Source organism: Pseudomonas sp. C2.3V, from assembly GCF_058536325.1.
Map to the genome: position 1 here is coordinate 40,972 of NZ_JBZUBN010000001.1, position 24,768 is coordinate 65,739.

The 24,768-nt window shown below is 57.6% G+C and carries 24 protein-coding genes and 1 pseudogene; 13 read left to right on the forward strand and 12 right to left on the reverse strand.

Annotation, left to right across the window (positions count from 1 at the left end; genetic code table 11):
• Positions 1-24 precede the first annotated feature (24 nt).
• The gene (locus AC4LF3_RS00200; RefSeq protein ID WP_010796383.1) at positions 25-240 is read right to left on the reverse strand and encodes a dodecin; all 216 of its coding nucleotides are present in this window, start codon (positions 238-240) and stop codon (positions 25-27) included.
• Between the two features lie 179 nt (positions 241-419).
• Between AC4LF3_RS00200 and AC4LF3_RS00205 the strand changes: the two genes are divergently transcribed.
• Positions 420-740 carry an ElaB/YgaM/YqjD family protein gene (locus tag AC4LF3_RS00205; protein ID WP_010796384.1) on the forward strand — a complete coding sequence of 107 codons (321 nt, stop codon included), beginning with the start codon at positions 420-422 and terminating at the stop codon, positions 738-740.
• A 46-nt stretch (positions 741-786) separates the two neighbouring features.
• Here the strand turns inward: AC4LF3_RS00205 and AC4LF3_RS00210 are convergent, their stop codons facing one another.
• Positions 787-1,677, reverse strand: coding sequence for a LysR family transcriptional regulator (locus tag AC4LF3_RS00210; RefSeq protein WP_037029877.1), 891 nt, complete (start codon positions 1,675-1,677; stop codon positions 787-789).
• 99 nt (positions 1,678-1,776) lie between these two features.
• Here AC4LF3_RS00210 and trpB point away from each other — a divergent pair, with 99 nt between their 5' ends.
• Entirely contained in the window at positions 1,777-2,985 is a 1,209-nt protein-coding gene (trpB, locus tag AC4LF3_RS00215) for a tryptophan synthase subunit beta (protein WP_074821002.1), read from the forward strand.
• Positions 2,982-3,791 carry a tryptophan synthase subunit alpha gene (gene trpA, locus AC4LF3_RS00220; RefSeq protein WP_491834575.1) on the forward strand — a complete coding sequence of 270 codons (810 nt, stop codon included), beginning with the start codon at positions 2,982-2,984 and terminating at the stop codon, positions 3,789-3,791. The genes trpB and trpA overlap by 4 nt, the downstream gene beginning before the upstream one ends.
• A gap of 181 nt (positions 3,792-3,972) precedes the next feature.
• Here the strand turns inward: trpA and pbpG are convergent, their stop codons facing one another.
• Positions 3,973-4,899 (reverse strand): D-alanyl-D-alanine endopeptidase, encoded by a 927-nt coding sequence (gene pbpG, locus AC4LF3_RS00225; protein ID WP_010796388.1) that lies wholly within the window; start codon positions 4,897-4,899, stop codon positions 3,973-3,975.
• A gap of 279 nt (positions 4,900-5,178) precedes the next feature.
• On the opposite strand from pbpG, the gene AC4LF3_RS00230 reads away from it, so the two are divergent.
• Positions 5,179-5,685: an anti-virulence regulator CigR family protein gene (locus tag AC4LF3_RS00230; protein WP_010796389.1), complete on the forward strand. Its 507-nt coding sequence runs from the start codon at positions 5,179-5,181 to the stop codon at positions 5,683-5,685.
• A 99-nt stretch (positions 5,686-5,784) separates the two neighbouring features.
• On the opposite strand, the gene AC4LF3_RS00235 is transcribed toward AC4LF3_RS00230, so the two are convergent.
• The gene (locus AC4LF3_RS00235; RefSeq protein ID WP_010796390.1) at positions 5,785-6,144 is read right to left on the reverse strand and encodes a DOPA 4,5-dioxygenase family protein; all 360 of its coding nucleotides are present in this window, start codon (positions 6,142-6,144) and stop codon (positions 5,785-5,787) included.
• Positions 6,145-6,147: 3 nt separating this feature from the next.
• On the reverse strand, positions 6,148-7,164 hold the full coding sequence (locus AC4LF3_RS00240) for a zinc-dependent alcohol dehydrogenase family protein (RefSeq protein ID WP_491834576.1): 1,017 nt from the start codon (positions 7,162-7,164) through the stop codon (positions 6,148-6,150).
• Between the two features lie 194 nt (positions 7,165-7,358).
• Between AC4LF3_RS00240 and AC4LF3_RS00245 the strand changes: the two genes are divergently transcribed.
• Both AC4LF3_RS00245 and gloA2 read left to right on the forward strand, forming a co-directional pair.
• Positions 7,359-8,528, forward strand: coding sequence for a lactonase family protein (locus tag AC4LF3_RS00245; protein WP_491834577.1), 1,170 nt, complete (start codon positions 7,359-7,361; stop codon positions 8,526-8,528).
• A complete protein-coding gene (gene gloA2, locus AC4LF3_RS00250; protein ID WP_313550469.1) occupies positions 8,528-8,911 on the forward strand; it encodes an SMU1112c/YaeR family gloxylase I-like metalloprotein in 384 nt (127 codons plus the stop codon). Before AC4LF3_RS00245 ends, gloA2 begins: the two co-directional genes overlap by 1 nt.
• 64 nt (positions 8,912-8,975) lie before the next feature.
• Here gloA2 and AC4LF3_RS00255 read toward each other — a convergent pair whose 3' ends face one another.
• From AC4LF3_RS00255 to AC4LF3_RS00265, 3 genes and pseudogenes are all read right to left on the reverse strand, one after another.
• Positions 8,976-9,839, reverse strand: a complete 864-nt coding sequence (locus AC4LF3_RS00255; protein WP_371106376.1) for a methyl-accepting chemotaxis protein — start codon at positions 9,837-9,839, stop codon at positions 8,976-8,978.
• Positions 9,831-10,601 (reverse strand): annotated as a pseudogene (locus AC4LF3_RS00260) (MCP four helix bundle domain-containing protein); the annotation flags it as partial. The pseudogene AC4LF3_RS00260 and the gene AC4LF3_RS00255, both read right to left, overlap by 9 nt.
• Positions 10,602-10,704: 103 nt before the next feature.
• Positions 10,705-11,646 (reverse strand): choline sulfate utilization transcriptional regulator, encoded by a 942-nt coding sequence (locus AC4LF3_RS00265; RefSeq protein WP_434135271.1) that lies wholly within the window; start codon positions 11,644-11,646, stop codon positions 10,705-10,707.
• Positions 11,647-11,758: 112 nt separating this feature from the next.
• Between AC4LF3_RS00265 and betC the strand changes: the two genes are divergently transcribed.
• The gene (betC, locus tag AC4LF3_RS00270; RefSeq protein ID WP_312509102.1) at positions 11,759-13,270 is read left to right on the forward strand and encodes a choline-sulfatase; all 1,512 of its coding nucleotides are present in this window, start codon (positions 11,759-11,761) and stop codon (positions 13,268-13,270) included.
• 68 nt (positions 13,271-13,338) lie between these two features.
• Positions 13,339-14,259: a choline ABC transporter substrate-binding protein gene (locus AC4LF3_RS00275; protein ID WP_491834578.1), complete on the forward strand. Its 921-nt coding sequence runs from the start codon at positions 13,339-13,341 to the stop codon at positions 14,257-14,259.
• Between the two features lie 478 nt (positions 14,260-14,737).
• Here the strand turns inward: AC4LF3_RS00275 and AC4LF3_RS00280 are convergent, their stop codons facing one another.
• Positions 14,738-15,382: an HAD family hydrolase gene (locus tag AC4LF3_RS00280; RefSeq protein ID WP_312509105.1), complete on the reverse strand. Its 645-nt coding sequence runs from the start codon at positions 15,380-15,382 to the stop codon at positions 14,738-14,740.
• Between the two features lie 97 nt (positions 15,383-15,479).
• Here AC4LF3_RS00280 and AC4LF3_RS00285 point away from each other — a divergent pair, with 97 nt between their 5' ends.
• Positions 15,480-16,238, forward strand: coding sequence for an SDR family oxidoreductase (locus tag AC4LF3_RS00285; RefSeq protein ID WP_491834579.1), 759 nt, complete (start codon positions 15,480-15,482; stop codon positions 16,236-16,238).
• A gap of 121 nt (positions 16,239-16,359) precedes the next feature.
• A complete protein-coding gene (locus tag AC4LF3_RS00290; RefSeq protein ID WP_491834580.1) occupies positions 16,360-16,899 on the forward strand; it encodes a hypothetical protein in 540 nt (179 codons plus the stop codon).
• A gap of 435 nt (positions 16,900-17,334) precedes the next feature.
• Here the strand turns inward: AC4LF3_RS00290 and AC4LF3_RS00295 are convergent, their stop codons facing one another.
• Together AC4LF3_RS00295 and AC4LF3_RS00300 are read right to left on the reverse strand one after the other, a co-directional pair.
• Complete coding sequence (locus AC4LF3_RS00295) at positions 17,335-18,702, reverse strand: glutamine synthetase family protein (protein ID WP_491834581.1); 1,368 nt, start codon at positions 18,700-18,702, stop codon at positions 17,335-17,337.
• Positions 18,703-18,725: 23 nt separating this feature from the next.
• Positions 18,726-20,117 carry an aspartate aminotransferase family protein gene (locus AC4LF3_RS00300; RefSeq protein WP_074821039.1) on the reverse strand — a complete coding sequence of 464 codons (1,392 nt, stop codon included), beginning with the start codon at positions 20,115-20,117 and terminating at the stop codon, positions 18,726-18,728.
• A gap of 173 nt (positions 20,118-20,290) precedes the next feature.
• On the opposite strand from AC4LF3_RS00300, the gene AC4LF3_RS00305 reads away from it, so the two are divergent.
• Both AC4LF3_RS00305 and phoA read left to right on the forward strand, forming a co-directional pair.
• The gene (locus AC4LF3_RS00305) at positions 20,291-20,914 is read left to right on the forward strand and encodes a glutathione S-transferase family protein (RefSeq protein ID WP_125888069.1); all 624 of its coding nucleotides are present in this window, start codon (positions 20,291-20,293) and stop codon (positions 20,912-20,914) included.
• A gap of 186 nt (positions 20,915-21,100) precedes the next feature.
• Entirely contained in the window at positions 21,101-22,570 is a 1,470-nt protein-coding gene (gene phoA / locus AC4LF3_RS00310; protein WP_491834582.1) for an alkaline phosphatase, read from the forward strand.
• A gap of 124 nt (positions 22,571-22,694) precedes the next feature.
• Here the strand turns inward: phoA and AC4LF3_RS00315 are convergent, their stop codons facing one another.
• Positions 22,695-23,177 carry a GNAT family N-acetyltransferase gene (locus tag AC4LF3_RS00315; protein ID WP_074821043.1) on the reverse strand — a complete coding sequence of 161 codons (483 nt, stop codon included), beginning with the start codon at positions 23,175-23,177 and terminating at the stop codon, positions 22,695-22,697.
• 218 nt (positions 23,178-23,395) lie between these two features.
• Here AC4LF3_RS00315 and AC4LF3_RS00320 point away from each other — a divergent pair, with 218 nt between their 5' ends.
• Positions 23,396-24,766, forward strand: a complete 1,371-nt coding sequence (locus AC4LF3_RS00320) for an aspartate aminotransferase family protein (RefSeq protein WP_491834583.1) — start codon at positions 23,396-23,398, stop codon at positions 24,764-24,766.
• The last annotated feature ends 2 nt before the right edge of the window (positions 24,767-24,768 follow it).

A 24,768-nucleotide genomic window follows, 5' to 3' on the forward strand; every position in this document is an offset into this window, starting at 1 on the left:
TCACTGCGAAATCTTTTTATCAGATCAGCTGTTTTCGATACGGAAACCGATTTTCAGCGTTACCTGATAGTGCGCCACCTTGCCGTCTTGAATATGACCGCGGGTCTCGGCGACTTCAAACCACTCCATGTTCTTGATGGACTTGCTGGTCTCCGCCAGGGCGTTGTTGATGGCATCTTCGACGCTGGTGGTGGAGGAGCCGACAATTTCCAGCTTCTTGTACGTGTGATGATCAGACATGTAAACCTCCTGGTTGTAGTTGGCCAATCATCTGGCCAAGGAAAAAACCGCTTGTTTAATGAGTCTCATCAAAACGTGGATTAGTTCAGTGTGTACAAGTGTTGATCAAGTTTGTGTCGCACTTTCGCTGCCGGGTGAAGTCAGACCCGGAACACTCAATGAAACAGGAGGTTCACGCCATGGCTCGTAACAGTTCCTATCAGGCAACCCTTGAAAATCTTGAAGACCAGATTCAAACACTGAAAGATTCTCTCTCCTCCTTGAAGCGCAGTGCTTCGGCGGAGTCCCGTCATTCGTTGAAGTCGTTCAAGGACAACACCAGCCACGCGCTGCACCGCTCGGGTGAGAGCCTGGAAGACTTTTATGACGAAGCACGTGTATTAGCACTAGAAGCCAGCAAAATAGCCGGTACAAGTGTGCGCAAGCACCCTTGGGCTACTGTAGGCGTGGTGGCCGGTCTGACTGTACTGGCAGGCTGGTGGCTGCTGCGCGACGAATAATGTCGCCTTTTTCGCCGCTCGCCTTGCCGGGCGGCGATGATCCTTTCTAGTCCTCTGCCAGCGCTGCTCGCAGCCACTGTGCAAGCCGCTGTGCTCGCTGGTCCGCCAGCCGCCCCGGCACCCATAATGCCAAAACCGCTTCGGTCTCAACGAATCCCCACGGTGCTATCAGCCGTCCTGCCGCCAGATCTCCAGCCACCAGGGGTTTAGGCGCAATGGCGACGCCCAACCCGGCCACGGCTGCTTCTAACAGGTAATAGAGGTGCTCGAAGCCTGCGCCAACCGTCAGGCTGTCAGCTGGCAGACCATGGCGTTGCGCCCACGCAGGCCAGGCCTGCGGACGGGAAGCCGTATGCAATAGTGGCTCGCCCAACAGCGCCGTAGGGGGTGCGTTCTGAAACAGGGATGCATTGGCATACCGGGGACTGACGACCGGGCCGATACATTCAGGGGCCAGCACGTGTACGTGCATGTCCGGCGGTGCAGTTGGCTCGGCAAACAAGAGTGTGGCGTTGAGGCCGGGACGGCGGGGATCGAGCTCACCCTCGCTGGTGGACAGGCTCAGCCGTAGTTCAGGCAATTCACGGTTGAGTCGATCCAGTCGCGGAATGAACCAGCGAGCCAGAAGGCTGCCCGAGCAGCCCAGCACAAAGGGGGCATCGCTGGCGCCGCGTTTGAGATCGGCACAGACGCTGCGCAGCCGCTCGAACGCTTCGGCACTGGCGTCCCGCAGCCGAAGACCCGCTTCGGTTAGCGCAAGGCCCCGCCCTTCCCTGACGAACAGCACCACGCCCAGCTGTTCCTCTAATGCACGAATCTGACGGCTTACCGCGCCATGGGTAACGAACAGCTCCGCTCCTGCCTTGCTGACGCTACCCAGGCGTGCCGCTGCCTCAAAGGCACGCAAAGCATTTAAAGGAGGAAGATCGTTCATTATCCGACCTGTGAGTTTTTCTAACAGATACAGGCGATCTTATCGATTTATTCCTGTCCAGCAACCGGTTAGTGTAAAACCATATTCACAGGGAGCTCTCCCATGACAGACATGACCTACAGCCAAGGCCCTGACGCTCAGGGCATGTTCGGCCAGTTTGGTGGCCGCTATGTGGCCGAAACCCTGATGCCGCTGATTTTGGATCTCGAGCGTGAGTACACCGCCGCGATGAAGGATCAGGCGTTTCTGGATGAGCTGGCCTATTTCCAGCGCGACTACATTGGCCGCCCCAATCCGCTGTATTTCGCCGAGCGCCTGACCGAGCATTTTGGTGGCGCCAAGATCTATCTGAAGCGCGAAGAGCTGAACCACACCGGCGCGCACAAGATCAACAATTGCATCGGCCAGATTCTCCTGGCCAAGCGTATGGGCAAGACCCGCATCATTGCCGAGACCGGTGCCGGCATGCACGGCGTGGCCACAGCCACCGTAGCGGCCCGCTTCGGCCTGCCCTGTGTGATCTACATGGGCACCACCGATATCGACCGGCAACAGGCCAACGTCTTTCGCATGAAGCTCCTGGGGGCGACGGTGATCCCGGTCACTGCCGGTACGGGCACACTCAAGGATGCGATGAACGAGGCACTACGTGACTGGGTGACCAATGTCGCCGATACCTTCTATTTGATTGGCACCGTTGCCGGTCCACACCCCTACCCGGCCATGGTTCGTGATTTCCAGGCCGTAATCGGTCGTGAAGCCAAGGCGCAGATCTTTGAGAAAGAGGGTCGCCTGCCCGACAGCCTGATCGCCTGTGTGGGCGGTGGATCAAACGCTATGGGGCTGTTCCATGAATTCGTGGACGACAAGGACGTGGCGATCATTGGCGTTGAAGCCGGTGGCCACGGTGTCAGTACCGACAAGCACGCCGCCAGCCTGAACGGTGGCGTTCCTGGCGTCCTGCATGGCAATCGTACGTTTCTTCTACAGGACGACGACGGCCAGATCATCGACGCGCATTCCATCTCCGCCGGCCTGGACTATCCTGGCATCGGCCCGGAGCACGCCTGGTTGCATGATGTGAAGCGCGTGGAGTATGTGCCGATCAATGACGACGAGGCGCTGGCGGCTTTCCACCAGACCTGCCGTCTGGAGGGCATCATTCCGGCGCTGGAATCCGCCCACGCTCTGGCTGAAGCCTACAAGCGCGCGCCTACGCTGCCCAAGGATCACATCATGATCGTCTGCCTCTCCGGCCGCGGCGATAAGGACATGCAAACCGTGATGAGCCATCTGGGAGACAAGCTATGAGTCGTCTGGAAACCCGTTTCGCCCAGCTGAAGCAAGAGGGCCGCGCCGCGCTCGTGACCTATACCACCGGGGGTGATCCGGACTATGCCACGTCGCTGGCAATCCTCAAGGGCCTGCCCAAGGCGGGTGCCGATGTGATCGAGCTGGGCATGCCCTTCACCGATCCCATGGCTGATGGTCCAGCCATCCAGGCTGCGGCCCTGCGTGCGTTGAAGAATGGGCAGACCCTGGCAAAAACGCTGGATATGGTGCGTGAATTTCGCCAGGAAGAAGCCGAAACACCCCTGGTGCTGATGGGTTACTACAATCCAATTCACCGTTATGGCGTTGAACGCTTCCTGACCGAAGCCAGGGATGCCGGTGTAGACGGCCTGATCGTGGTGGATCTGCCGCCCGAGCACGACGCCGAGCTGTGTGACCCGGCTCAGGCAATAGGCATCGACTTTATCCGCCTGACGACACCTACCACAGACAATAACCGCCTCCCGCGTGTGCTGAACAGCAGCTCAGGCTTTGTATATTACGTCTCGGTGGCGGGTGTGACAGGGGCGGGTTCGGCCACGACCGAACACATCGAGCATGCGGTCGAGCGGCTGCGGCAGTTCACCCAGCTTCCGTTGTGCGTAGGCTTTGGTATCCGGACGCCCGAGCAGGCCAGAGTGGTTGCTCAGCTGGCGGATGGGGTGGTAGTGGGCTCCGCCTTGGTCGACCAGATCGCCAAGGCGCAAAGCAGCACCGAGGCCGTCGAGGGTGTATTGAGCCTGTGTGGCAGTCTGGCGGAAGCGGTACGCAGTGCGAGGCGGTGATAGATAAGTGGCCTGAGTGATGGATATCGCTTCGCTCAATCTACCTTATGGGTTAATACCCTGCCGGTACTGCGCGCAACGCACTCGCCTCAAACAAAAAAGCCGCTGCATTTGCAGCGGCTTTTGTTTTGCAGGATGGGTTGAGCTTGGCGATACCCATTATTCCCGTACATACCGCGTCTTACTGCGCGGCGACCGCCTGGCGAGCGGCCATATGGCGCTGCTGCTTGTAAGCCTTGGCAACCTCTGGAATTGGAGTGACCTTGCCGGTCTCTATCCATTTGCGCAGACGGTTAGCGTCAGCCATGTGGGTGTATTTACCAAAGGCATCCAGTACCACAAACGCTACGGGACGGTTGTTCATGACCGTGCGCATGACCAGGCAATGACCGGCTGCGTTGGTAAAGCCGGTCTTGGTAACCTGAATATTCCAGTCGCTCTTGCCCACGAGGTGATTGGTGTTGTGGAAGCCTAGGGTGTAGTTGGGCTTGCGGAACGCCACAGTCTTCTCTTGCGTGGTGCTCAGCTGACCAATCAGTGGGTAATTGCGGGTGGCCTGGAGCAGCTTGACCAAGTCACGGGCGGTCGAGACGTTGTTCAGGGACAGACCTGTCGGCTCGGTATAGTGGGTATTGGTCATGCCCAGGGCGCGTGCCTTGGCGTTCATGGCGGCCACAAAGGCCTTTACACCGCCCGGGTAATGCTCGGCCAGACTGGTGGCAGCACGGTTTTCCGAGGACATCAGGGCTAGTAAGAGCATGTCATGACGGCTGATCTCGCTGCCCAGACGCACACGCGAATACACACCACGCATTTCCGGCACATCGTCAATCTTGACGGTCAGCATTTCATCCATGGGTTGCTTGGCATCCAGAGTCACCATGGCGGTCATAAGCTTGGTCACGGACGCAATGGGAGCCACGACGTCGGGGTTGCTGGAATACAAGGGCTGGCCCGTTTGCATGTCGACCAGCAGGGCGCTGCCCGATGCCAGTTCTTGCCGCATCGGCACAGTGGCCTTGGCCTTGGCCTCGGCTGCACTGACATTTGCAGCCCCCAGGCTGCCCCCGATCAATACAGCACTCAATACGAGAGAAAGATATTTCACGTGAATATCGTCCGGCTGAAGAGGTAAATAGCAGACTCGACCTGTCTGGCGTCTCGAAAGGCACTCTGGCAGGTCCCGAGTCCGGCGCAGCGGCAGTATAAAGGGCACCCTCCCGGGCGATGGAACCCCCTTACCCAAGTTTTTTCGTGGCGCGAAGGTAAAGGTTTGCTGACATAGCGCTCTGACGACGCGGATGACGATAGACTGAAAACAGCCCATACCGTAGGTAACGGGTTGTTTTGAATCAGGATCCTCTGGATCGCCATGTGGGAGACCACCATGAATCGCATGAAAAAAGCCATCGCCAGCGTATGCGTTACGTTGTGTGTGGGATCGCCACTTGCGCTGGCTTCGCCGCCGGATCAAATGAACGGGCCGCAGGGTGGCAGCAAGGGACACGGTCAGGGCGCGCAGATGCCGCATGGCCAGGACCATAAAGGCGGTTCTGCCCAGTCGAAAGGTAACCAGGGCAATCAAGGACATGGTGGTCCGCAGGCCAGCCAGGGTCATGGCAAGCGGTTACCTCCGCAGGATTTCAGCCCGGTACGTGAAACCATACGGGCCCACAAGGGCGAGATCGGCCGCGGCTCACCGCTTCCGCCGGGACTGGTGATCGCCAAGGGCAAGCCGCTACCCCATGGATATGGCAAGCCGCTGCCACCCGGCATCGCCAAGCAGCTGCCCCGCTATGACGGTTATGAGTGGCGCCGCTTGGGCACGGACATGGTGCTGATCGCTATCACGACCGGCATCGTGTATGAGGTCCTGCACAACGTGCTGGATTGATTGGTCAATTCTTTGGGTGGTGGCGCAGTAACCCTGCGTTAGTGCGCCTTTACCTAGACTGAAGCAATCCGTGGTGCCGCACAGTGCGTCATAACGGGCTTACTGAAAGTCGTATTGCACGGGTTCTTCGGGTAGCACGGACAGGTCAAGCGGCCTTACCGCACCCATCCATAGGGCATGGTCGCGGTGATCGGCACGATCATGGCCGGTCACGGGATGAAGAAAGATCACCAGCCCGTTCCGGTTGAGCGCCAGCCAGGGCACCACGTCCGCAAATACCTCTGGACGAAACGACAGCTGACAACTCCAGTCCGGGTGAGGGCCGACCGGTCGCTGGTGAACCCGGCCCATCGTCACGGCAAAGCGGCGCGCGGCCTCTTCGCACAGCGCCCTGGCCTGCTCCAGTGTCGTGGCGTCGAAATAAACATGGGCGTGGTAGCCCTGGATTGCCGCTGTCATGTCTTACCCTTCAAAGCGAATGACGACTTTGCCCACATGGCTCTGTCCGTCCATGTAGCGATACGCCGCTTCGGCCTCGTCGAAGCTGAAGGCTTTGTCGATCACCGGCTCGATGCGATGCAGGGCGATAGCACGGTTCATGGCATCGAACATCTCGCGTGAGCCGACATAGATACCCTCCAGTACGACAGAGCGCTGGATCAGCGCTGCCGGGTTGATCTCTCCACCCGTCAGCACACCGATCAGGTGGGTGGCGCCGCCCGGACGAGTCGAGCGCAGCGAGCGAGGCAGCGTACCGGCGCCGCCGACTTCTACCACATGGTCAACGCCGATCCCTTCGGTCAGGCCTAGCACCTGCTCCTGCCACTCTGGATGCTGCTTGTAGTTCACGGTCTCGTGGGCACCCAAGGCCTTGGTCTTTTGTAGCTTCTCATCGCTGGATGAGGTAATGATGGTACGCGCCCCGGCTGCACGGGCGAACTGGAGACCAAAGATGGACACACCGCCTGTACCCAGCAGCAGCACGGTCTGACCAGCCACCAATGGCTGAACACTGCCGAACAGCGCATGCCAGGCCGTTACGCCAGCGCAGGGCAAGGTGGCACCGGCCTCATAGGAGAGATGCTCGGGTAGCGTAACCACGCCGTTCTGGTCGAACAGTACGTACTCGGACAGCACCCCGTCGATGGCGCCACCCAAGGCGGAGGCGCCGTGGGTGGGGTCCAGATGGCCGCCAATCCAGGTCTGCATGAAGATACCGGCCACGCGATCGCCTACTTTGACGCGGTCAACGTCATCACCGATCTCCACTACTTCCCCTGCACCATCGGACAGGGGCACCAGATCCTTGGGCAGACCGCCACGTGCATAACGGCCGGTTGCGACCATGAGGTCGCGGTAGTTCAGCGAGGCGGCCTTCATCTTGACCAGAACCTGGCCGCGTCCCGGCTTGGGTGTATCACGCTCGCGCAGGGTCAGGTCGGCATAGGATTCGGCTTTAGGCAGGCAATAGAAACGCATCGTACTCTCCTGTTTGAGAAATGAGCGGGCTCAGGGCCGCCACAGAAAAAGGTTCAAACCGTTACACTTGGGTCGGACCGCATGGAAACGATGAAGCTCAACAGAATGTGTCACAAAGCGAACTGATATCACCGGTTCAGGTCTGTTAGCTAACTTTTTTGCCCGTGCCTCACTGATCAGAATGAGTAAACGCCATGAAGCTGCCCTCTTTGCTACCACTGTTCCTGCTCGCGCCACTGACCGGCATCGCGACCACCGCCAGCGCTGAGCCGGGACTGTATAACCTGCTGGTAGGGACCTACACCAACGGCAGTAGCCAGGGGCTTTATGTCTACCGATTCGACAGCCGCGCCGGGCAGGTCACCGGGCCGCTGCGCGTTGTCAAAGCCCACAACCCGTCCTATCTGACGCTGGCGCGCGACGGCCGTACCGTATTTGTCGTCAACGAGAATGGTCGTGGCAGCCAGGGCGATGACATTGGCCGCGCCACGTCTTATCGCTTCGAACCAGAAAGCGGCCGGCTGCAACAAATCAGCCAGGTCAAGACCCTGGGGGATCATCCAACCCACTCGACGCTCAGCCCTGACGGACAGTTCCTGTTTGTCGCCAATTATTCCGTCGAGCCCGAAGGCTCTCTGGCCGCGCTGCCGGTGCAAAGCAACGGTGTGCTGAGCCCGGTTGCCCAGATCGAATTCTTCCAGGCCAGTAATAATCACCCGGAGCGGCAGACGTCCGGCCACGTACATGGGGTGACGTTTACGCCAGACGGCCAGTATCTGTTCTCGCCAGACCTCGGCGCTGACAAGATTTTTGCCTATCGCTACAACCCTGCACGACAGGAGCGCCCGTTGTCTCCGGCTGAAACTCCCTATACGCCCGTTCCATCAGGCAGCGGCCCGCGCCATATCGTCTTTAGCGGTGATGGCCGTTTCGCCTACCTGACCCTTGAGCTGACCGGACAGGTCATGGTGTTCGCCCATGAAAACGGTGCACTGCGACAGTTACAGGTCTACACCTTGGCGCCGGAAGGTTTCAGCGGCAAGGTAGGTGCAGGCGCCATCCATCTCTCCAACGATGGCCGCTTCCTCTACGCTGCCAACCGAGGCGATGACAACCACATCGATGTGTTTGCCGTCGATCCGGTGGAAGGCACGCTGACCTTTGTCGACCGCCGCTCCGTCAACGGTCGCGAGCCCCGCGAGTTCAGCATTGATCCGACGGGACGCTACATGCTGGTGGCCAACCAGGGCAGTAGCCAGCTGAAGGTGTTCGCGCGCGATCCGCAAACCGGCAAGCTGGGCGAAGAGCTGCAGAGTGTCGACGTAGCCATGCCGTCCGACCTGAAGTTCGTGGCGGTGCCCTGATGTTCGACCGTTTGCACCATGTGGCGCTGATCTGCTCCGACTACCCCACGTCCAAGCGTTTTTACACCGAGGTGCTGGGGCTCAGGGTGATAGCCGAGACCTTTCGTGAGGCGCGCCAGTCCTGGAAGCTGGATCTGGCTGTTGGTGATCACGCCCAGCTCGAGCTGTTCTCCTTCCCGGACGCGCCACCGCGCCCTTCCCGGCCGGAAGCGCAAGGGCTGCGTCATCTGTCCTTTGCCGTGGAAGACCTGGACGCTGCCATTGCGCATCTCAAGCAGCATGACGTTGCCGTAGAGCCTATCCGGGTAGACGAGCTGACGCAGAAACGCTTCACTTTTTTCAGCGATCCGGACGACCTGCCCCTTGAGCTCTACGAGCGTTAAGGGCAATACCCGGCGGCAATAAAAAAGGCAGCGCCTGGAGCTGCCTTTTTCGTAGGCGTCAGCGTTAGATCTCGAAGCGTTTCACCAGACCGTTCAGGTCCACCGCCAGGCGAGACAGTTCCGCACTGGCAGCATTGCATTGGGCTGCGCCGGTTGCGGACTGGGAGGCCAGGTCACGGATGTTGACGAGGTTACGGTCTACTTCACGAGACACCTGCGCCTGCTCTTCCGACGCGCTGGCAATCACGATGTTGCGCTCGTTGATCTCGGCAATGAGCTGGGTGATTTCTTCAAGCGCCGCACCGGCAGACTGGGCAATCGCCAACGTGTTTTGCGCTTGGCTGGCGCTGCTCTGCATGGATGTTACGGCTTCCTGCGTACCGCCCTGGATGGCGCTGATCATCTGTTCGATTTCACGGGTGGACTCCTGGGTGCGGTGGGCCAGGGCACGCACCTCATCCGCGACCACGGCAAAACCGCGCCCCGCTTCACCGGCCCGTGCTGCCTCGATGGCCGCGTTCAGGGCCAGCAGATTGGTCTGCTCGGCAATGGCCCGAATTACATCCAGCACCTTACCAATATCGTGAGCCTGTTCGGCCAGTCCGCTGACCAGTGTGGACGTCTTGTCCACCTCGCCGGCCATGTGCTCAATGGCTGTAACTGTGTTGTCGACCTTGGTGCGGCCTTCGTGAGCGGCCTGCGCCGAGCGCTTGGACGATTCGGAGGTGGACACGGCGTTACGGGCTACTTCCTCGACAGCGGTGCTCATCTGGGTCACGGCAGTTGCAGCCTGCTCGATCTCGTGGTTTTGCTGGGTCAGGTTCATGGATGAGCTTTCGGTAACCAGATTCAGCTCCTCTGCCGCAGAGGCCAGTTGTGTGGAGGACGAGGAGATCTGTTCGATCGCATCGCGCAGGTTACCTTGCATGACGGCGAGGGATTCGAGCAGCTGCCCTACTTCATCCTTGCCGTCTACCAGAACCGGCACGCTCAGGTTGCCGGATGCTACGGCGCGCGCACTGCTCACAGCCTGGCCCAGCGGACGTACGATGCTGCGACTCATGACCCAGGCCAGCAATACGGTGATTGCAAACGCCAGGGCGATGGCAAGGCTGACGCCCAGCTTGCCGGCGTTATAAGCTGCCTCCGCCTTGTCGGCGGCCTTGCCGGATTCATCTGCGCTGTACTGCGACAGCTTTTTCAGGCTAGCAGCAAGTTCATCGGCAATTCCCGCCATTTGCGCATTTAGAATTATATTCGCTGAAGCTTTATCGCCTGACATGACTAAGCGTGTCATTTCAGCTTGATGGATTAAGTATGCATCCTGGAGCTTTTTGAACTGGGTATAAAGTTCCTGCTCGCTTGGCAGTTGAACCATCGTTTCATAGCGCGCCTCGGCATCCTTAAGCTCTGCTTTGACGGCGCTTAATTTGTTTGCAGTTTCCTGGCGGCGTTGATCAGTGTCAGCTGTAAATAGGCGCAGGCTAAAGACACGTACACGCATCATGTGCATGTTCATGTCACCCAAGGCGGCAATAGCTGGCAGCCAGTGTGCATCTACCTCGCGTGACTGCTCGCGCATGTTGCTCATTTGGCTCATTGAAAACAGGCCGAGCCCTAGAACGATAAGCGCCATCAGACCAAAGCCTGCGGCCAGGCGGGGAGCGATTTTCAGAGTGCGTAACGCCATGAGTTCATCCTCAAGAACAAGTAGGCAAAAAGCCTTTGCTTGTCCTATCGGTCCAGGCGCTATTAGCTTGATAGGCTTTTTACATATCGCAATACAGTGTTTTTCATACACTAAGGCGAAAGCGGTCTAGCACAAGGGTTTCGCCGTTGATCTCATTATGCAGCCATCCGACGAACTGCTCGACCAACCTGCCCCGCCGCTTCCGCTCGGGAATCAGTGCATGATAGCCATAGGCGGACGTGGCGCATTCGGCAATCGGGCGGCATAGCAACCCTTGCTCGACCAGATTGTCCACCAGATGCCGCCAGCCAATCGCAACGCCCTGGCCGGCGATAGCGGCTTGAATGACGAGGGTGTAGTTATCAAAGCTCAACACCGCCGGAATAGGCGGTGCTTGAATATCCAACGCCTGGAAGAGCCCTTTCCAGTCGAACCATTTGCTCGACAGCTCCGGCTTCAAATGCAGCATGGGCAGGCTGGCCAGCGTCTGCTTGGGGAGCGGCAATGTCATACCCTGAACCAGGCGCGGACTACAGACCGGGAAAACCTCTTCTCGAAACAAGGCCAGCGACTCACCATGCTTGAAGCGACCATCGCCAAAGGTCAGGGCAATATCGATATTTTGCAGATTTGGCCCAGGCATGCGATCGCTGGTGACAAGGCTGACGTCCAGCTCCGGGTGCAGTGCATGAAAGCGGGGCAGGCGAGGCATCAGCCAATAGGCGGCGAAGGCGAAATCGGTCGCTACGTTCAAGACTTCATGGGGCGCTCGTCGCGTGATGGCTGCAATGCCCGTGTCGATGCTGTCCAGCCCCGCCTGAACGTGTTCCAGAAGCAACGCCCCAGCGGCCGTTAGGGTAATGCCCCGATACACACGGTCGAACAGGCGTACCGACAGCTGCCCTTCCAGCCGTTTGATCTGCTGGCTGATGGCCGGCTGCGTCATGCCCAATTCGGCTGCCGCTGCGGTAAAGCTCAGGTGCCGGGCAGCCGCTTCGAAGATACGCAGGCAGTCTAGCGATAGTGGCTCATCCATCAATGCCATAAGTTCTCCTTATCCAACACATGCATTCTCATGTGGTTTACCCATCAACCTTGCAGGATTGATCATGGGCTCACGCACTATCGCATAACTTTCCAGCATAGGACGCGCCGCAATGAAGCAACCCAATATCCTTTTCATCATGGCGGACCAGATGGCTGCGCCGCTGCTGCCGCTCCACCGTGCCGACTCGCCCATCAAGGTTCCCAATCTTGAGCGTCTGGCACAGCAGGCCGTGGTGTTCGATTCGGCATACTGCAACAGCCCATTGTGTGCGCCCTCTCGCTTTGTCCTGATGAGTGGGCAATTGCCTTCAAGAATTGGGGCCTACGACAACGCCGCTGACTTTCCTGCGGACGTTCCGACTTATGCCCATTACCTGCGCCGCCTGGGCTATCGCACTGCCCTCTCCGGCAAGATGCATTTCTGCGGACCGGACCAGCTCCACGGCTTCGAGGAGCGTCTGACCAGCGACATTTACCCTGCCGATTATGGCTGGGCGGTGAACTGGGACGAGCCGGATGTGCGTGCAAGCTGGTATCACAACATGTCATCCGTGCTGCAGGCCGGGCCTTCCATCCGCACCAATCAGCTGGACTTCGATGAGGAAGTGGTCTTCAAGGCCAGGCAATACCTCTATGACCATGTCCGCCGGGGGGATGACCAGCCCTTCTGCCTGACTGTCTCCATGACCCACCCGCATGACCCCTACACGATTACCAAGGAATTCTGGGATCTGTATGAGGAAACGGACATCGAGCTGCCACGGGTGACGCTGTCCCAGGATGAACAGGACCCTCACAGCCAGCGCCTGCTCAAGGTCATTGACCTGTGGGACAAGCCGTTGCCGGAGCAAAAGATTCGGGATGCGCGCCGCGCCTACTACGGGGCATGCAGTTATGTGGATGCCAATATCGGCAAGCTGCTCAGGACTCTGGAAGAGTGCGGACTTGCAGAGGATACGATTATTGTCTTCTCGGGCGATCATGGCGACATGCTGGGTGAGCGCGGCCTCTGGTATAAGATGCACTGGTTCGAGATGTCTGCCCGCGTACCCCTGCTCATCCACGCCCCCAAACAGTTTGCGGCGCGGCACGTCAGTGCGTCGGTTTCCACCATGGACCTCTTGCCGACCCTCGTGGAACTGGCCGGAGGCTATGTGCAGGACGGCCTGCCCCTGGATGGTCGATCACTGCTGCCGCACCTGGAGAATCGGGAAGGCCACGATGAAGTCATCGGTGAGTACATGGCCGAAGGCACACACAGCCCGCTGATGATGATCCGGCGTGGCCGCTACAAGTTCATCTACTCCGAGCAGGACCCGCTGCTTCTGTTTGATCTTGCCAATGATCCCCAGGAGCTGGAGAACCTTGCAACCAGCAGTGAATACCAGAGCGTATTGGATGCCTTTGTACACGAGGCCCATACCCGATGGTCCATACCCCATATCCATGCCGATGTGCTGGCCAGCCAGCGGCGTCGCCGCTTTGTCGCCGAGGCGCTGAATAAAGGCGTACGTACAGCATGGGATCACCAGCCGTTCGTGGATGCGAGCCAGCAATACATGCGCAACCACATCGACCTGGATGATCTGGAGCGCCGTGCCCGTTATCCACAGCCGCTGTAATCAACCCTTGCTCGAAGGATGCTGACGGGCCACTGTAGACCCGATAACACACGCTGAAGGACGCACGCATGAAACCAATACCCACGCTCTTGATGGTTGGCGCCGCCCTGTTTGGTACGCAGGTTCACGCTGAAGATGCCGCTTGCGGCACTGTTCGTATGGCTGATCCGGGTTGGAGCGATATATCCACTACCAACGCCGTTGCCGGCTTTCTGCTCGAATCGCTGGGCTACCAGAGCACGGTCGACACGCTTTCCGTCCCTATCGTGTTTGGCGGCTTGAAGGATGGCAAGATCGACGCCTTCCTGGGCAACTGGATGCCTGCGCAGCAAGGGTACTACGACCAATTCGTTAAAAGCGGCCAGGTGACCGATCTCAGGGAAAACCTGAACGGGACCGAATTCACCCTGGCCGTACCCAAGTATGTCTGGGACGCCGGTGTGAAAGACTTCAGCGATCTGGCCAAGCATGCTGGCAAGTTCAACAAGAAGGTCTACGGCATCGGCTCGGGTGCCCCGGGTAACCAGTCGATCCAGAAGATGATCGACGGTAACGAGTTCGATCTGGGCGGCTGGCAACTGGTGGAATCGAGTGAGCAGGCTATGCTGGCGCAGGTAGGCCGCTCTGTGAAGCGCAACCAGTGGGTGGTCTTCCTGGGCTGGACGCCCCACCCCATGAACATCAATTACGAGATGAAGTACCTCACCGGCGGTGAGAAATACTTTGGCGAGGCGGGCACAGTTCATACGTTGACACGTAAAGGGTATGCCGAGCAGTGCCCGAACGCAGGCAAGCTACTCTCCAACCTTGCGTTCACGCTGGATATGGAAAACGCCATCATGAACGACGTGGTGGAGAAAAAGATCAGTTATGCCGACTCTGTACAGAACTGGCTCAAGGCTAATCCACAGGCCATTGAGCCCTGGCTGCAGGGTGTGAAAACCAAGGACGGCAACGACGGTCTGGACGCGGTCAAGGCAAAGTTGTAGAACATGATTGCGTAGGGAAAACGGGATGTATCACTAACCCGTTTTCCCTACAGCTACAGGCTGAACCAGCCCCTATCGATAGCCATATTCACCAGGCTGTCACAACACGGCGATAGCCTTTATCGCACCGTGTGCAGCGGGCAAAAAATGTCCTTATCGGCTACACCCCCCTTATTTCCTGTATTCCATGAGCTTATGAAACGTCATACGTCAGACATCGTATGAGTTAAAAGGCTATGCGAAATCGCCAAATAAATAGTCATACCTATTGCTAACGAAGTGGGGCGGTTATGAGTAACTTCACTGGGTCATGTAGCGAGCTTTAGAGAGCGCTACACATGATTTCGCGGCCTACAGTGGAGGGAATATCGGCGGTTAAGGAGCATATTGAGCGAAGCGATTTTGCTGCTTTTCTCTGCATTCAGTGGGCATGAGTGTTTTGATGATGGGTATCGCGCAGCTCAACCCATCCTGCTCATCACACCAGCGCTTCTTTCAACGCCTCCAGTGTCTCAAACACAAACCGCGGCCCTTCCGCTTTCAGCTCTGCACGGCCTCCATAACCGTAGCTCACACCGGCTGCATCTACACCGTTGCGTCGAGCACCTATGAGGTCGTGTTTGCGGTCCCCAATCATCAGGCAGGTCTCGGGCTGCAGCTTTTCCGTCTCCAGCACATGTTTGATCAGCTCGCCCTTATCCGTACGCGTGCCATCCAGCTCGCTGCCATAAATGGCCTTGAAATACCCCGTCAGCTCAAAGTGGCGCGCAATCTCATTGGCAAACACCCAAGGCTTGGACGTCACCACATACAGGCTGTACCCCTTCTCTTTGAGCACTGCCAACGTCTCGCGGATGCCTGGGTACGGCGTGTTTTCATACAGGCCCTTCTCTTTAAAGCGCACCCGATAGTGCTCCACGGCCTGCCAGGCCTGGGCATCGTCGAATCCATAAGACGCCATAAAGGCGCTGTGCAGCGGTGGGCCGATAAAATGAGTAAGCGTGTCTGGATCGGGCTCATTGATACCCATCTGAGCCAGTGCATATTGGATGGACAGTGTGATGCCGAGCTTGGGATCGGTCAGTGTGCCGTCCAGATCGAACAGGAGATTGGCATAAGGCATAAAGTCTTCTCATCAAGGCTGTGGATAACAGAGCCTACCCTAACCGCGCGGGCTGGTTTAGGCTCAGGTCTTACCTAATAAAAAGAAGGATTCACGCATGAACGCAGCCGGTAAAGTCGCGCTTGTCACCGGGGCCTCTCAGGGGATTGGCAAGGCCGTTGCCCAGGCGCTATTGAATGATGGGTATCGCGTCGTCATCGCTGCCCGTCGCGAAGCGCCGTTGCAGGCGTTTATGGAAGAAGGCAAGGCTGCAGGTCAGGAGGCCCTGGCCGTTGTGTGCGATGTGACGGACGAGCAAAGCGTAGACGCCCTGTTCGAGCGCATTAAGGCAACTTATGGCCGGCTCGACGTCCTATTCAACAATGCGGGTATCGGTGCCCAGGCCGTACCTATTGATGAGCTGGACGTCAGTGCCTGGCGTGCTACGGTCGACACCAACCTGACCGGCGTCTTTCTATGCAGCCGCGCCGCCTTCCGCCTCATGCGCCACCAGACACCCCGCGGCGGTCGGATCATCAATAATGGCTCCATCTCCGCCCACGCCCCACGGCCTTTCAGCGTAGCCTATACCGCGACCAAACATGCCATTACCGGCCTGACCAAATCCCTCTCCCTCGACGGCCGCGCTTATGACATCGCGTGCAGCCAGATCGACATCGGCAATGCCGCTACCGAAATGACCGAGCGCATGAGCACAGGCATCCTGCAAGCCAACGGCGAAAAAGCAATCGAGCCACGAATGGATGTGCAGCACGTGGCGGACGCGGTGCGTTATATGGCCGGTTTGCCTCTGGAGGCGAATGTGCAGTTTATGACGGTGATGGCAACGAAGATGCCGTATGTGGGGCGGGGGTAATACTTAACCAGTAATTTATGAACTCGTTATTTAGAGTTTACTAGCTGTCTTTTTGGGCGGGAGCATGCATTCAAGAAATGATGTATATAAAACTCCTTAACTAATAGTCTAGGAATTCCGCATGAGGTTTTGGTTATTCTTTATCGCGTTAATACTAATTGGTATGTGGTGCGGCCTCAGTGGGATTTTGCTTGGATATATAGATTTATCCTTGGCAAGTTTAAAGCTTCCTAAAAATACAGCTGAATATGGTGATTCTTTAGGTATTTTAAATGGCCTGTTTTCAGCAGTAGCAATATTTCTTGCGCTTATAGCCGTTCTTTTACAAGGTAAGGAGTTAAAAGCTTCCACTAGAGCACAAAATGAACAAGCAGAAGCACTTTTAAAACAAATTATATATCAAAAAGAGTTAAATGATAGAAACTTAGAAATTTCTACCACCATGCTACAGCAACTTAGGCAGCAGCAAATCAAGAATCAGATTCATATTTTACAGGCAAAGCAGCAGTATCATTCTTCAGAAATAGATAGGATGGACAAGGTGCTGGAGAAAATTTCTGGAAATAGAGAAAAAGCGGATCTTTTTGAAAGCTGTGTTGCAAAGAAAAAAGAACACATACATGAGCTTAATAATATTAAAAAGGAAATGAGTAATTTGTAGTTAAAGATAAAATATTGGTGGATATAAAAAGTGGTTTTGGATTTTAAAATTATTAATTTTATATTGGAGTTGAAAAAATTTGTTCGTGTCGCCAACTAAGCATAACAATGTTTATTGTCCTGTGATATCAGTATCTTCATTCCATGCTGCTTACTCCGTTATGTACAATTAATCGATTTATGGCCTTTCGCTTCAGACTACGGCTTAGCTATTTACGGTCTACCTCAACCTGTTGGGCTTGGTCCTCTTAGTTTTAACGAGCATTGGGGGGATGACGTATATCTTAGCTCAGCTCAGATTCAAGAAATTTACCTCATCCAGCCTTTCAAACTAGACACAGTGCAGCCGCGTCCACACCACATTTCTGCTGCTCCCTTCCAAATAGGGTGTGCTTCTCTTTAGCCTGATGACTTTATTCACTGTTTCACCGCGTCATCACACATGCGTCAAATACCACCGCCAATCCTGCTCCCCTACCTCCCCCATGAACTGACGGTACTCGGCCCATTTGATAGCGAGATAGACCTTTAAAAACTCATCGCCCAAAGCCTCCTGTGCCCAAGCTGATGCTTCCAGACTGCGTAGCGCCGTGAGCCAATCGGTGGGCAGGGTTTCGCGGGCTTGTTGGTAGCCATTGCCGGTGACGGGCTCGCCGGGATCGATTTCTTCACGAATCCCTTTATGAATACCGGAAAGAAGCGCGGCGGCGGCGAGGTACGGGTTGGCGTCGGCGCCGCAGATGCGGTGCTCGATGTGGCGGCTGTGCGCCGGGCCGCCAGGAACACGGAAAGAGACGGTGCGGTTGTTTACACCCCAGCTCTTGGCCTGCGGGGCGTAGCTGTTGGCCTGGAAACGACGGAACGAGTTGGCGTTGGGGCAGAAGATCGCCAAGGCGTCGTTCAGCGTCGCCATCATGCCGCCAATACTGTGGCGCAGTAACGGCGTACCGTGTGGGTCTTCGCTGGCCATAAGGTTGTTACCGTTGGCATCGGCCAGGCTCACGTGCAAATGCAGGCCGCTGCCCGCCAGATCACCAAAGGGTTTGGCCATAAAGCAGGCCTGCAAGCCGTGCCGGTTGGCTACGCCACGGACCAGCCGCTTGTAACGTACGCTCTCATCCACCGCCTGCAGCGCATCGAAGCGGTGCTCCAGGGTCAGTTCGATCTGGGATGGAGCGTATTCGGAAATGGCTGTGCGTACCGGCAGCCCTTGTACCTGGCAGGCGGCGTACAGGTCATCCAGGAATGGCTGCAGCTGCTCCAGCTCATACACTCCGTATACCTGCGGAGCCTGTGGGCGGATGCCGTTCATTTGCACGGCAGGCTGTGGGCGGCCCTGGGCGTCGCGCTGCTTGTCCAACAGATAGAACTCAAGCTCCACCGCCATGACCGGGTAATAACCGTCCGCCTTGAGTCGATCCACGGCGCGCACCAGCACATGCCGAGGGTCTGCCGGAGCGGCAGGCAGGCCCTTCTCCGGGTGCATGCTGACCTGCACCTGCCCGGTGGGCACGGTGCGCCAGGGTTGCAGCGTCAGGCTGCCGGGCAGTGGATATGTCCAACAGTCGGCATCCGCCACGTCCCAGACGAGCCCGGTCTCGTCAACGTCCTCCCCCTGGATGGTCAGCGCCAGGATAGAGCTGGGCAGCGGGCGACCATTTTCATAAATGGCCAGCAGTTCGTCGCGATGCAGGAGCTTGCCGCGTGGGACACCGTTGGCGTCGATCAATATCAGCTCAATGCTGCGCACGTCAGGGTGCTGGGCAAGAAAATCGCGGGCTTCCTGGGGATCGGCAAAGGTCATGATCAGGGCTCTTGTTGTTAGGGTTATTCGCGGGCGTTGGGCAGGGCCAGCAGATCGATCAGGGCATTATCCAGCGTGGCGATGAGACGATCCACGTCTGCCTCGGTGGTGTCGGGGCAGCACAACGTCATGTTGTGAAACGGCGTGATCAGGATGCCGCGATTGATCAGATACAGGTGCAGCGCCATCTGTAATTCATCATGAAAGGCTGCCTCGGCTTCGGCACCCGTCTTGGGCGGGGTTGGGCAGAACTGAAACTCGCACCGTGCGCCCAGCTCGGTCACAGACCACTTCAAGCCATGTCCGGCGATCAATCGGCGGAAGCCATCAGCGAGGCGCTTGGCTAGCGGCAGCATGTGGGCATAGGCAGCGGGTGTCATCACCTGTTCCAGGTTGGCGCGCATGCAGTGCATGGCCAGGGCGTTGGCGGAAAGTGTAGTGCCCATGCCGCTGTGGCCGTGTCCGTGGCTATGTGCCTGCGCCTGTTCTCGCGCTGTGTGCATGCGTTCGGCCATTTCCGCACTGCAACCAAACACGCCGCAGGGTACGCCGCCAGCGATGGGTTTGCCCATCACAAAAAAGTCTGGCTCAAGGTTCCACAGGCGGGTGCAGCCGCCAATGTCAGTAGAAATGGTATGGGTCTCGTCGATGATCAGCAGCGCGCCATACTGGCGGGTCAGCTGCCGACACTGTTGTAGAAAGCCCGCCTCTGGTAGGACCATGCCAATATTGGTCATGGCGGGCTCGCATAACAGCGCGCAGACATCCCCTTCAGCCAGGGCCGCCTCCAAGGCTGCCACATCGTTGAAGGAAATGGCGCGGCTGTATTCGGTCAGGTCATACGCTTGGCCAATCAGGCCGGAACGAGGCACCGTCCGACCGTTGCGGTGGCGCACCATCACATCGTCTACCGTGCCGTGGTAACAGCCATCGAATACCAGAAGCGTCTTGCGTCCGGTTACGGCACGCGCCCAGCGCAGCACGTAGCGATTAGCATCGGTTGCCGTGGCGGTGACCTGCCAATACGGCAAGCCGAAGCGTTCGGCCAGCAACTCGCCGCACACGACCGCATCCTCGCCCGGCAACATGGTGGTAAGGCCGTTGGACGCCTGTTCGGCCAATGCCTTGGCAATGGGGTCCGGTGAGTGACCAAACATGGTGCCGGTATCGCCCAGGCAGAAGTCGATGTATTCATGGCCGTCCACGTCGTAGAAACGTGCGCCCTTGGCCTGCTCGACGAACAGGGGCACCGGTGTCGACCAGTCGGCCATCCAGTGCATGGGAACGCCCCCGTAAAGCGACTTTCGGGCGCGTTCGGCCAGTGCCACGGAGTTCGGATTGTTGGCGAGAAAACGCTCGCGCTCTTGAGCGGTAAAGGTTTCTACAGCAGATGGGTGGATGCCACTGGCGGTCATGCAGATCACCTCGCTTGGACGTCTCCTCATGCTATGAGTAACCGCGTAAAACGCAAGGTGTTGGCAAGAGGCCGTTTTCTATTAGAGGGGCCTTACAACGTGTTCATGTCCCGGACATTGTAAGATGACGGTTTTGCTGCCGTGCGGCCTGACTCCTGTATGAGGTTACAGCCTTGATTCTCTACGATCTGGAACGATCCGGTAATTGCTACAAGATCCGTCTGCTGCTGTCTGTGCTGGAGTTGAACTATCAACGGGTCAAGGTCGATCTCAATGCCGGCGAGAACCGGCAGCCGGAGTTTCTGGCCATCAACCCCCGGGGGCAGATTCCGGTTCTGGTGGATGACAGCGTAACGCTCTGGGACTCCACATCGATCCTGGTGTATCTGGCTCGCCAGTATGGGCGTGGCTTGTGGCTGCCTACCGATCCCGTGACCATGGCCAAGGTGATGCAATGGCTGGCCTTCGAACAGAACGAAGGTCGCTATGGACTGGGTCGTGCCCGGTCGATCAGCCTTAACAACACGTCGGTCTTTGCGCGTACCGGCAACCTGACGGATTGTCAGGCCTTGGGTCTGGCTGGACTAGAGGTACTGGAGAAGCAACTAACCGGCGAAGAGTGGCTGGTGCCGGAAGCCGGCGGCCCGACGATTGCCGATATCGCCTGCTACCCATACACCGCCATGGCGCCGGAAGGCGGCATTGACCTTGCCCCCTTTGTAGCCGTTCAGAAATGGCTGCGTCGTGTGCAGGCGTTGAAAGGTTATGTAGAGCTGCCAAAGGCCGCTCCGGCATAACGTATAGATTGGATTGGGACGCCTTGGATTGATGCCCAGCAGCCCGCCTGGGTATCAATCGGCTCAATGCACGTCGTAGCAGGTTTTTTGCCGCTATTTTCTGTCATGAAAAGGTCATCTGAGCACGGCACTTTTGGCAGGCCTTGAAACAATCAAGCGCTTGGATCACTGTCAAAAGGATATTCAATGAAGACGATGCCCGCCCGTTGGTCTCAAACGGCCGCACTGTCCACCTCTCTGGTTGCCTCTGCACTGCTCACCGCCTGCGCCACGCATACCACTCCTCCCGCTTCCACCGACACCCATAAGGCCGCTCCGGCCAGCTTTTATGCTCGGGGTGCGGCTGGCGACCTCGCCCAGCATGGTGGCGCCCGTCGATTGGACGGTGATCTGACACAAGCCTTGAAAGCAACGCTTTCAGATCGGCCTGCCAAGAACGTGATCCTGCTGATTGGCGATGGCATGGGTGATTCGGAGATCACGATCGCGCGCAATTACGCTGAAGGTGCAGGCGGCTATTTCAAAGGCATCGACGCCCTGCCGGTCACGGGCCAGTACACCCACTATTCACTGGATCGCAAGACGGGCAAACCTGACTATGTAACCGACTCAGCGGCGTCTGGTAGCGCCTGGGCAACCGGCACCAAGACATATAACGGTGCCATCAGTGTCGACATCAAAGGACAACCACAAAAGACATTACTGGAGTTGGCGAAAACAGCCGGGAAGGCGACTGGAAACGTCTCCACCGCTGAAATCCAGGACGCAACGCCTGCTGTGCTGGTCGCTCATGTAACCGGGCGTAAATGCTACGGTCCGGTTGCCACCAGTAAGCAGTGCCCTACCAATGCACTGGAAAATGGCGGTGAGGGTTCGATTACCGAACAGCTTTTGAACACACGCCCTGATGTTACGCTCGGCGGCGGCGCAGCGAGCTTCGCCGAAACGGCCCGTGCCGGACAGTGGCGGGGCCAGACGCTCTTGCAGCAGGCCCAAGTACGCGGTTATCGCGTAGTGAATGACCTTGATTCGCTTAAATCAATTTCTCAGGCCAACCAGCAACAGCCGCTGCTCGGGCTCTTTTCCTCTGGCAACATGCCGGTACGCTGGATGGGACCAAAAGCCAGTTACCATGGGAACATTGATCAGCCAGCCGTTACGTGTCGCGTTAACTCCGAGCGGACGGCCAGCATGCCAACGTTGGCAGACATGACACAAAAGGCCATTGAGCTACTTAATCAGAACGACAAGGGCTTTTTCCTGCAGGTAGAAGGGGCCTCCATCGACAAAGCTGATCATGCGGCTAATCCCTGCGGCCAGATCGGTGAGACCGTAGACCTCGACGAGGCGGTGCAAAAGGCGCTGGCTTTTGCCAAGGCTGACGGTAATACGCTGGTTATTGTGACGGCGGATCATGCCCACTCCAGCCAGATCGTCTATCCCGATGTGAAAGCGCCCGGCCTGACCCAAGCCCTGAACACGCGTGACGGTGCAGTCATGACGGTCAGCTACGGCAACTCTGAAGAAAGCGACCAAGGCCATACCGGCGCGCAGCTACGGATTGCTGCTTACGGTCCTGGCGCCGCCAACGTGTCCGGTCTGACTGATCAGACGGATCTTTTCTTTACCATCCGCAATGCCCTGCAATTGCCCTGACAAAGGCTACTGTGTAGCGCTACTCAATGGAGCATGCTTCGTTAGGTAGCGCTACGCTTTACCCAACCTACAATTCAGAATGGCAGGCATGTGTCATGCGGCGATACCTAACGGTACGATTTGATCAAAGCGCGCGGAACATCACGTAGCAGTCCACCAGCCCCTGGGTGCGGTGACGGTAGGCCTTGGGCAGCGTGCCGACGACCTCAAAACCATGCTTTTTCCACAGGGCAACCGCCACCTGATTGGTGGAGACCACCGAGTTGAACTGCATTGCGAGAAAGCCCAGCTCGCGCCCCATATCCAGTGAATGGGCGCACAAGGCACTGGCGACTCCCTGCCCGCGTGCGGCTTCGGCAGTCATGTAGCCGCAGTTGCACACATGGCTGCCCGGCCCGGCGGCATTGGGCTTGATGTAATAAGTACCCAGAATCTGCCCGTCCCGCTCCGCGACAAAGGTGGCCTTGGGTAGCTCGACCCAGAGCTTCCAGGCGGCGTCACGGTCCATGGCCGGATCAAGCGCATAGGTTTCCTGGCTTTGGACGACTGCCTGGATGATCGGCCAGACCTGATCAAAGTCAGCGGCGGTAATGGGACGAATATTCATAAGAGCACTCCTGCGTTCGTTCTGGCTTTGATAATGCCAGCTCACGCCTGAAAACGTTACGTTTGTCGCTTCGCGAAACGTTCTGTTTCATCTCCACACTTTGCACACAATCCCTCGACAGGCCAGCAAGGTTGCCTTTGCACAATGCAGGGCAGTTGTCATCGCGCGTCTGCTGTAGACCACGGTGATCCTCACCCAATCGCAGTCTGGAGCAATCCATGAACAACGAAGCCTTGCTGGCTGACGAAGCCAAATACTGTTCTTTTGGCGACACTGTCCACTACGTTAATCCGCCCAAGATTTTTACTGGCTGCGAAGGCAGCTACATGTATGACGCCGAGGGCACACCCTACCTCGACCTGCAGATGTGGTACTCGGCCGTCAACTTCGGCTACAAGAATCCGCGTCTCGACGCCGTGATGCGCAAGCAGCTGGATGTCCTGCCCCAGGTTGCCAGCCAGTATCTACACCCCACCAAGATCGAGTTGGCCAAGACCATCGCTCAGGACGCCGAGCGCAAGTTTGGTTTGCCGGGCCGCGTGCATTTCAACGTTGGCGGTTCGCAGTCCGTTGAGGATTCGCTCAAGATCGTCCGTAACGCTACCGGCGGCAAGAGCCTGATGTTTGCCTTCGAAGGCGGCTACCATGGCCGTACGCTGGGCGCATCGAGCATTACTTCCAGCTACCGCTACCGTCGCCGTTACGGCCACTTTGGCGAGCGCGCCAACTTCGTGCCTTTCCCTTATCCCTTCCGCCGCCCGAAAGGCATGACGGCCGAAGAGTACGGCGAGCACCTGGTGAAGGACTTTGCCCGTAAGTTCGAGAACGAATACCACGCAGTGTGGGATCCCAAGGCGAAGGAGTCGGAATATGCGGCCTTCTACGTCGAGGCTATCCAGGGCACCGGCGGCTATATCGTTCCACCGAAAAATTACTATACCGGCCTGAAAAAGGTCTTGGACGATCACGGCATCCTGCTGGTGGTCGACGAGATCCAGATGGGCTTCTACCGTACCGGCAAGCTGTGGTCGATCGAGCATTTTGGCGTGAAGCCGGACATCATCGTCTTCGGCAAGGCCCTCACCAACGGCATGAACCCGCTGGGCGGCGTATGGGCCCGCGAAGAGCTGATCAACCCCGATGTATTCCCGCCGGGCTCCACGCACTCCACTTTCGCGTCCAACCCGTTGGGTACGGCGCTGGGCCTCGAAACCCTGCGCATGACCTCGGAAGTGGACTACGAAAAGCATGTGATGGACCGTGGTGCGTACTTCCTGGAAGGCCTGAAGGACCTCCAGAAGCGTCACAAGGAAATCGGTGATGTCGACGGTCTGGGTCTGGCCCTGCGCGCCGAGATCTGCACCGAGGACGGCTTTACCCCGAACCGCGAGCTGTTGGACAAGATGGTGGACATCGGTCTGGCTGGCGATCTCGAATACAAGGGTAAGAAGACCGGTCTGGTGCTGGACGTGGGCGGCTACTACAAGAACGTCATCACGTTTGCACCGTCGCTGGAAATCTCCTTCGCCGAGATCGATCAGGCGATGGAACTGCTTGACCAGTTGATCACTCGCGCCAAGCAGGCCTGACG

Excerpts from the sequence above, each read along its gene's own strand:
- AC4LF3_RS00290 (WP_491834580.1), top strand. The coding sequence starts at position 16,360 with ATGAGGTTTTGGTTATTCTTTATCGCGTTAATACTAATTGGTATGTGG.
- AC4LF3_RS00320 (WP_491834583.1), top strand. The coding sequence starts at position 23,396 with ATGAACAACGAAGCCTTGCTGGCTGACGAAGCCAAATACTGTTCTTTT.
- AC4LF3_RS00275 (WP_491834578.1), top strand. The coding sequence starts at position 13,339 with ATGAAACCAATACCCACGCTCTTGATGGTTGGCGCCGCCCTGTTTGGT.
- AC4LF3_RS00200 (WP_010796383.1), bottom strand. The coding sequence starts at position 240 with ATGTCTGATCATCACACGTACAAGAAGCTGGAAATTGTCGGCTCCTCC.
- gloA2 (WP_313550469.1), top strand. The coding sequence starts at position 8,528 with ATGTTCGACCGTTTGCACCATGTGGCGCTGATCTGCTCCGACTACCCC.
- AC4LF3_RS00240 (WP_491834576.1), bottom strand. The coding sequence starts at position 7,164 with ATGCGTTTCTATTGCCTGCCTAAAGCCGAATCCTATGCCGACCTGACC.
- trpA (WP_491834575.1), top strand. The coding sequence starts at position 2,982 with ATGAGTCGTCTGGAAACCCGTTTCGCCCAGCTGAAGCAAGAGGGCCGC.
- AC4LF3_RS00235 (WP_010796390.1), bottom strand. The coding sequence starts at position 6,144 with ATGACAGCGGCAATCCAGGGCTACCACGCCCATGTTTATTTCGACGCC.
- trpB (WP_074821002.1), top strand. The coding sequence starts at position 1,777 with ATGACAGACATGACCTACAGCCAAGGCCCTGACGCTCAGGGCATGTTC.
- AC4LF3_RS00285 (WP_491834579.1), top strand. The coding sequence starts at position 15,480 with ATGAACGCAGCCGGTAAAGTCGCGCTTGTCACCGGGGCCTCTCAGGGG.
- AC4LF3_RS00245 (WP_491834577.1), top strand. The coding sequence starts at position 7,359 with ATGAAGCTGCCCTCTTTGCTACCACTGTTCCTGCTCGCGCCACTGACC.
- AC4LF3_RS00230 (WP_010796389.1), top strand. The coding sequence starts at position 5,179 with ATGAATCGCATGAAAAAAGCCATCGCCAGCGTATGCGTTACGTTGTGT.
- AC4LF3_RS00255 (WP_371106376.1), bottom strand. The coding sequence starts at position 9,839 with ATGCAAGGTAACCTGCGCGATGCGATCGAACAGATCTCCTCGTCCTCC.
- AC4LF3_RS00205 (WP_010796384.1), top strand. The coding sequence starts at position 420 with ATGGCTCGTAACAGTTCCTATCAGGCAACCCTTGAAAATCTTGAAGAC.
- AC4LF3_RS00280 (WP_312509105.1), bottom strand. The coding sequence starts at position 15,382 with ATGCCTTATGCCAATCTCCTGTTCGATCTGGACGGCACACTGACCGAT.
- AC4LF3_RS00300 (WP_074821039.1), bottom strand. The coding sequence starts at position 20,117 with ATGACCGCCAGTGGCATCCACCCATCTGCTGTAGAAACCTTTACCGCT.
- AC4LF3_RS00265 (WP_434135271.1), bottom strand. The coding sequence starts at position 11,646 with ATGGCATTGATGGATGAGCCACTATCGCTAGACTGCCTGCGTATCTTC.
- AC4LF3_RS00315 (WP_074821043.1), bottom strand. The coding sequence starts at position 23,177 with ATGAATATTCGTCCCATTACCGCCGCTGACTTTGATCAGGTCTGGCCG.
- betC (WP_312509102.1), top strand. The coding sequence starts at position 11,759 with ATGAAGCAACCCAATATCCTTTTCATCATGGCGGACCAGATGGCTGCG.
- phoA (WP_491834582.1), top strand. The coding sequence starts at position 21,101 with ATGAAGACGATGCCCGCCCGTTGGTCTCAAACGGCCGCACTGTCCACC.
- AC4LF3_RS00295 (WP_491834581.1), bottom strand. The coding sequence starts at position 18,702 with ATGACCTTTGCCGATCCCCAGGAAGCCCGCGATTTTCTTGCCCAGCAC.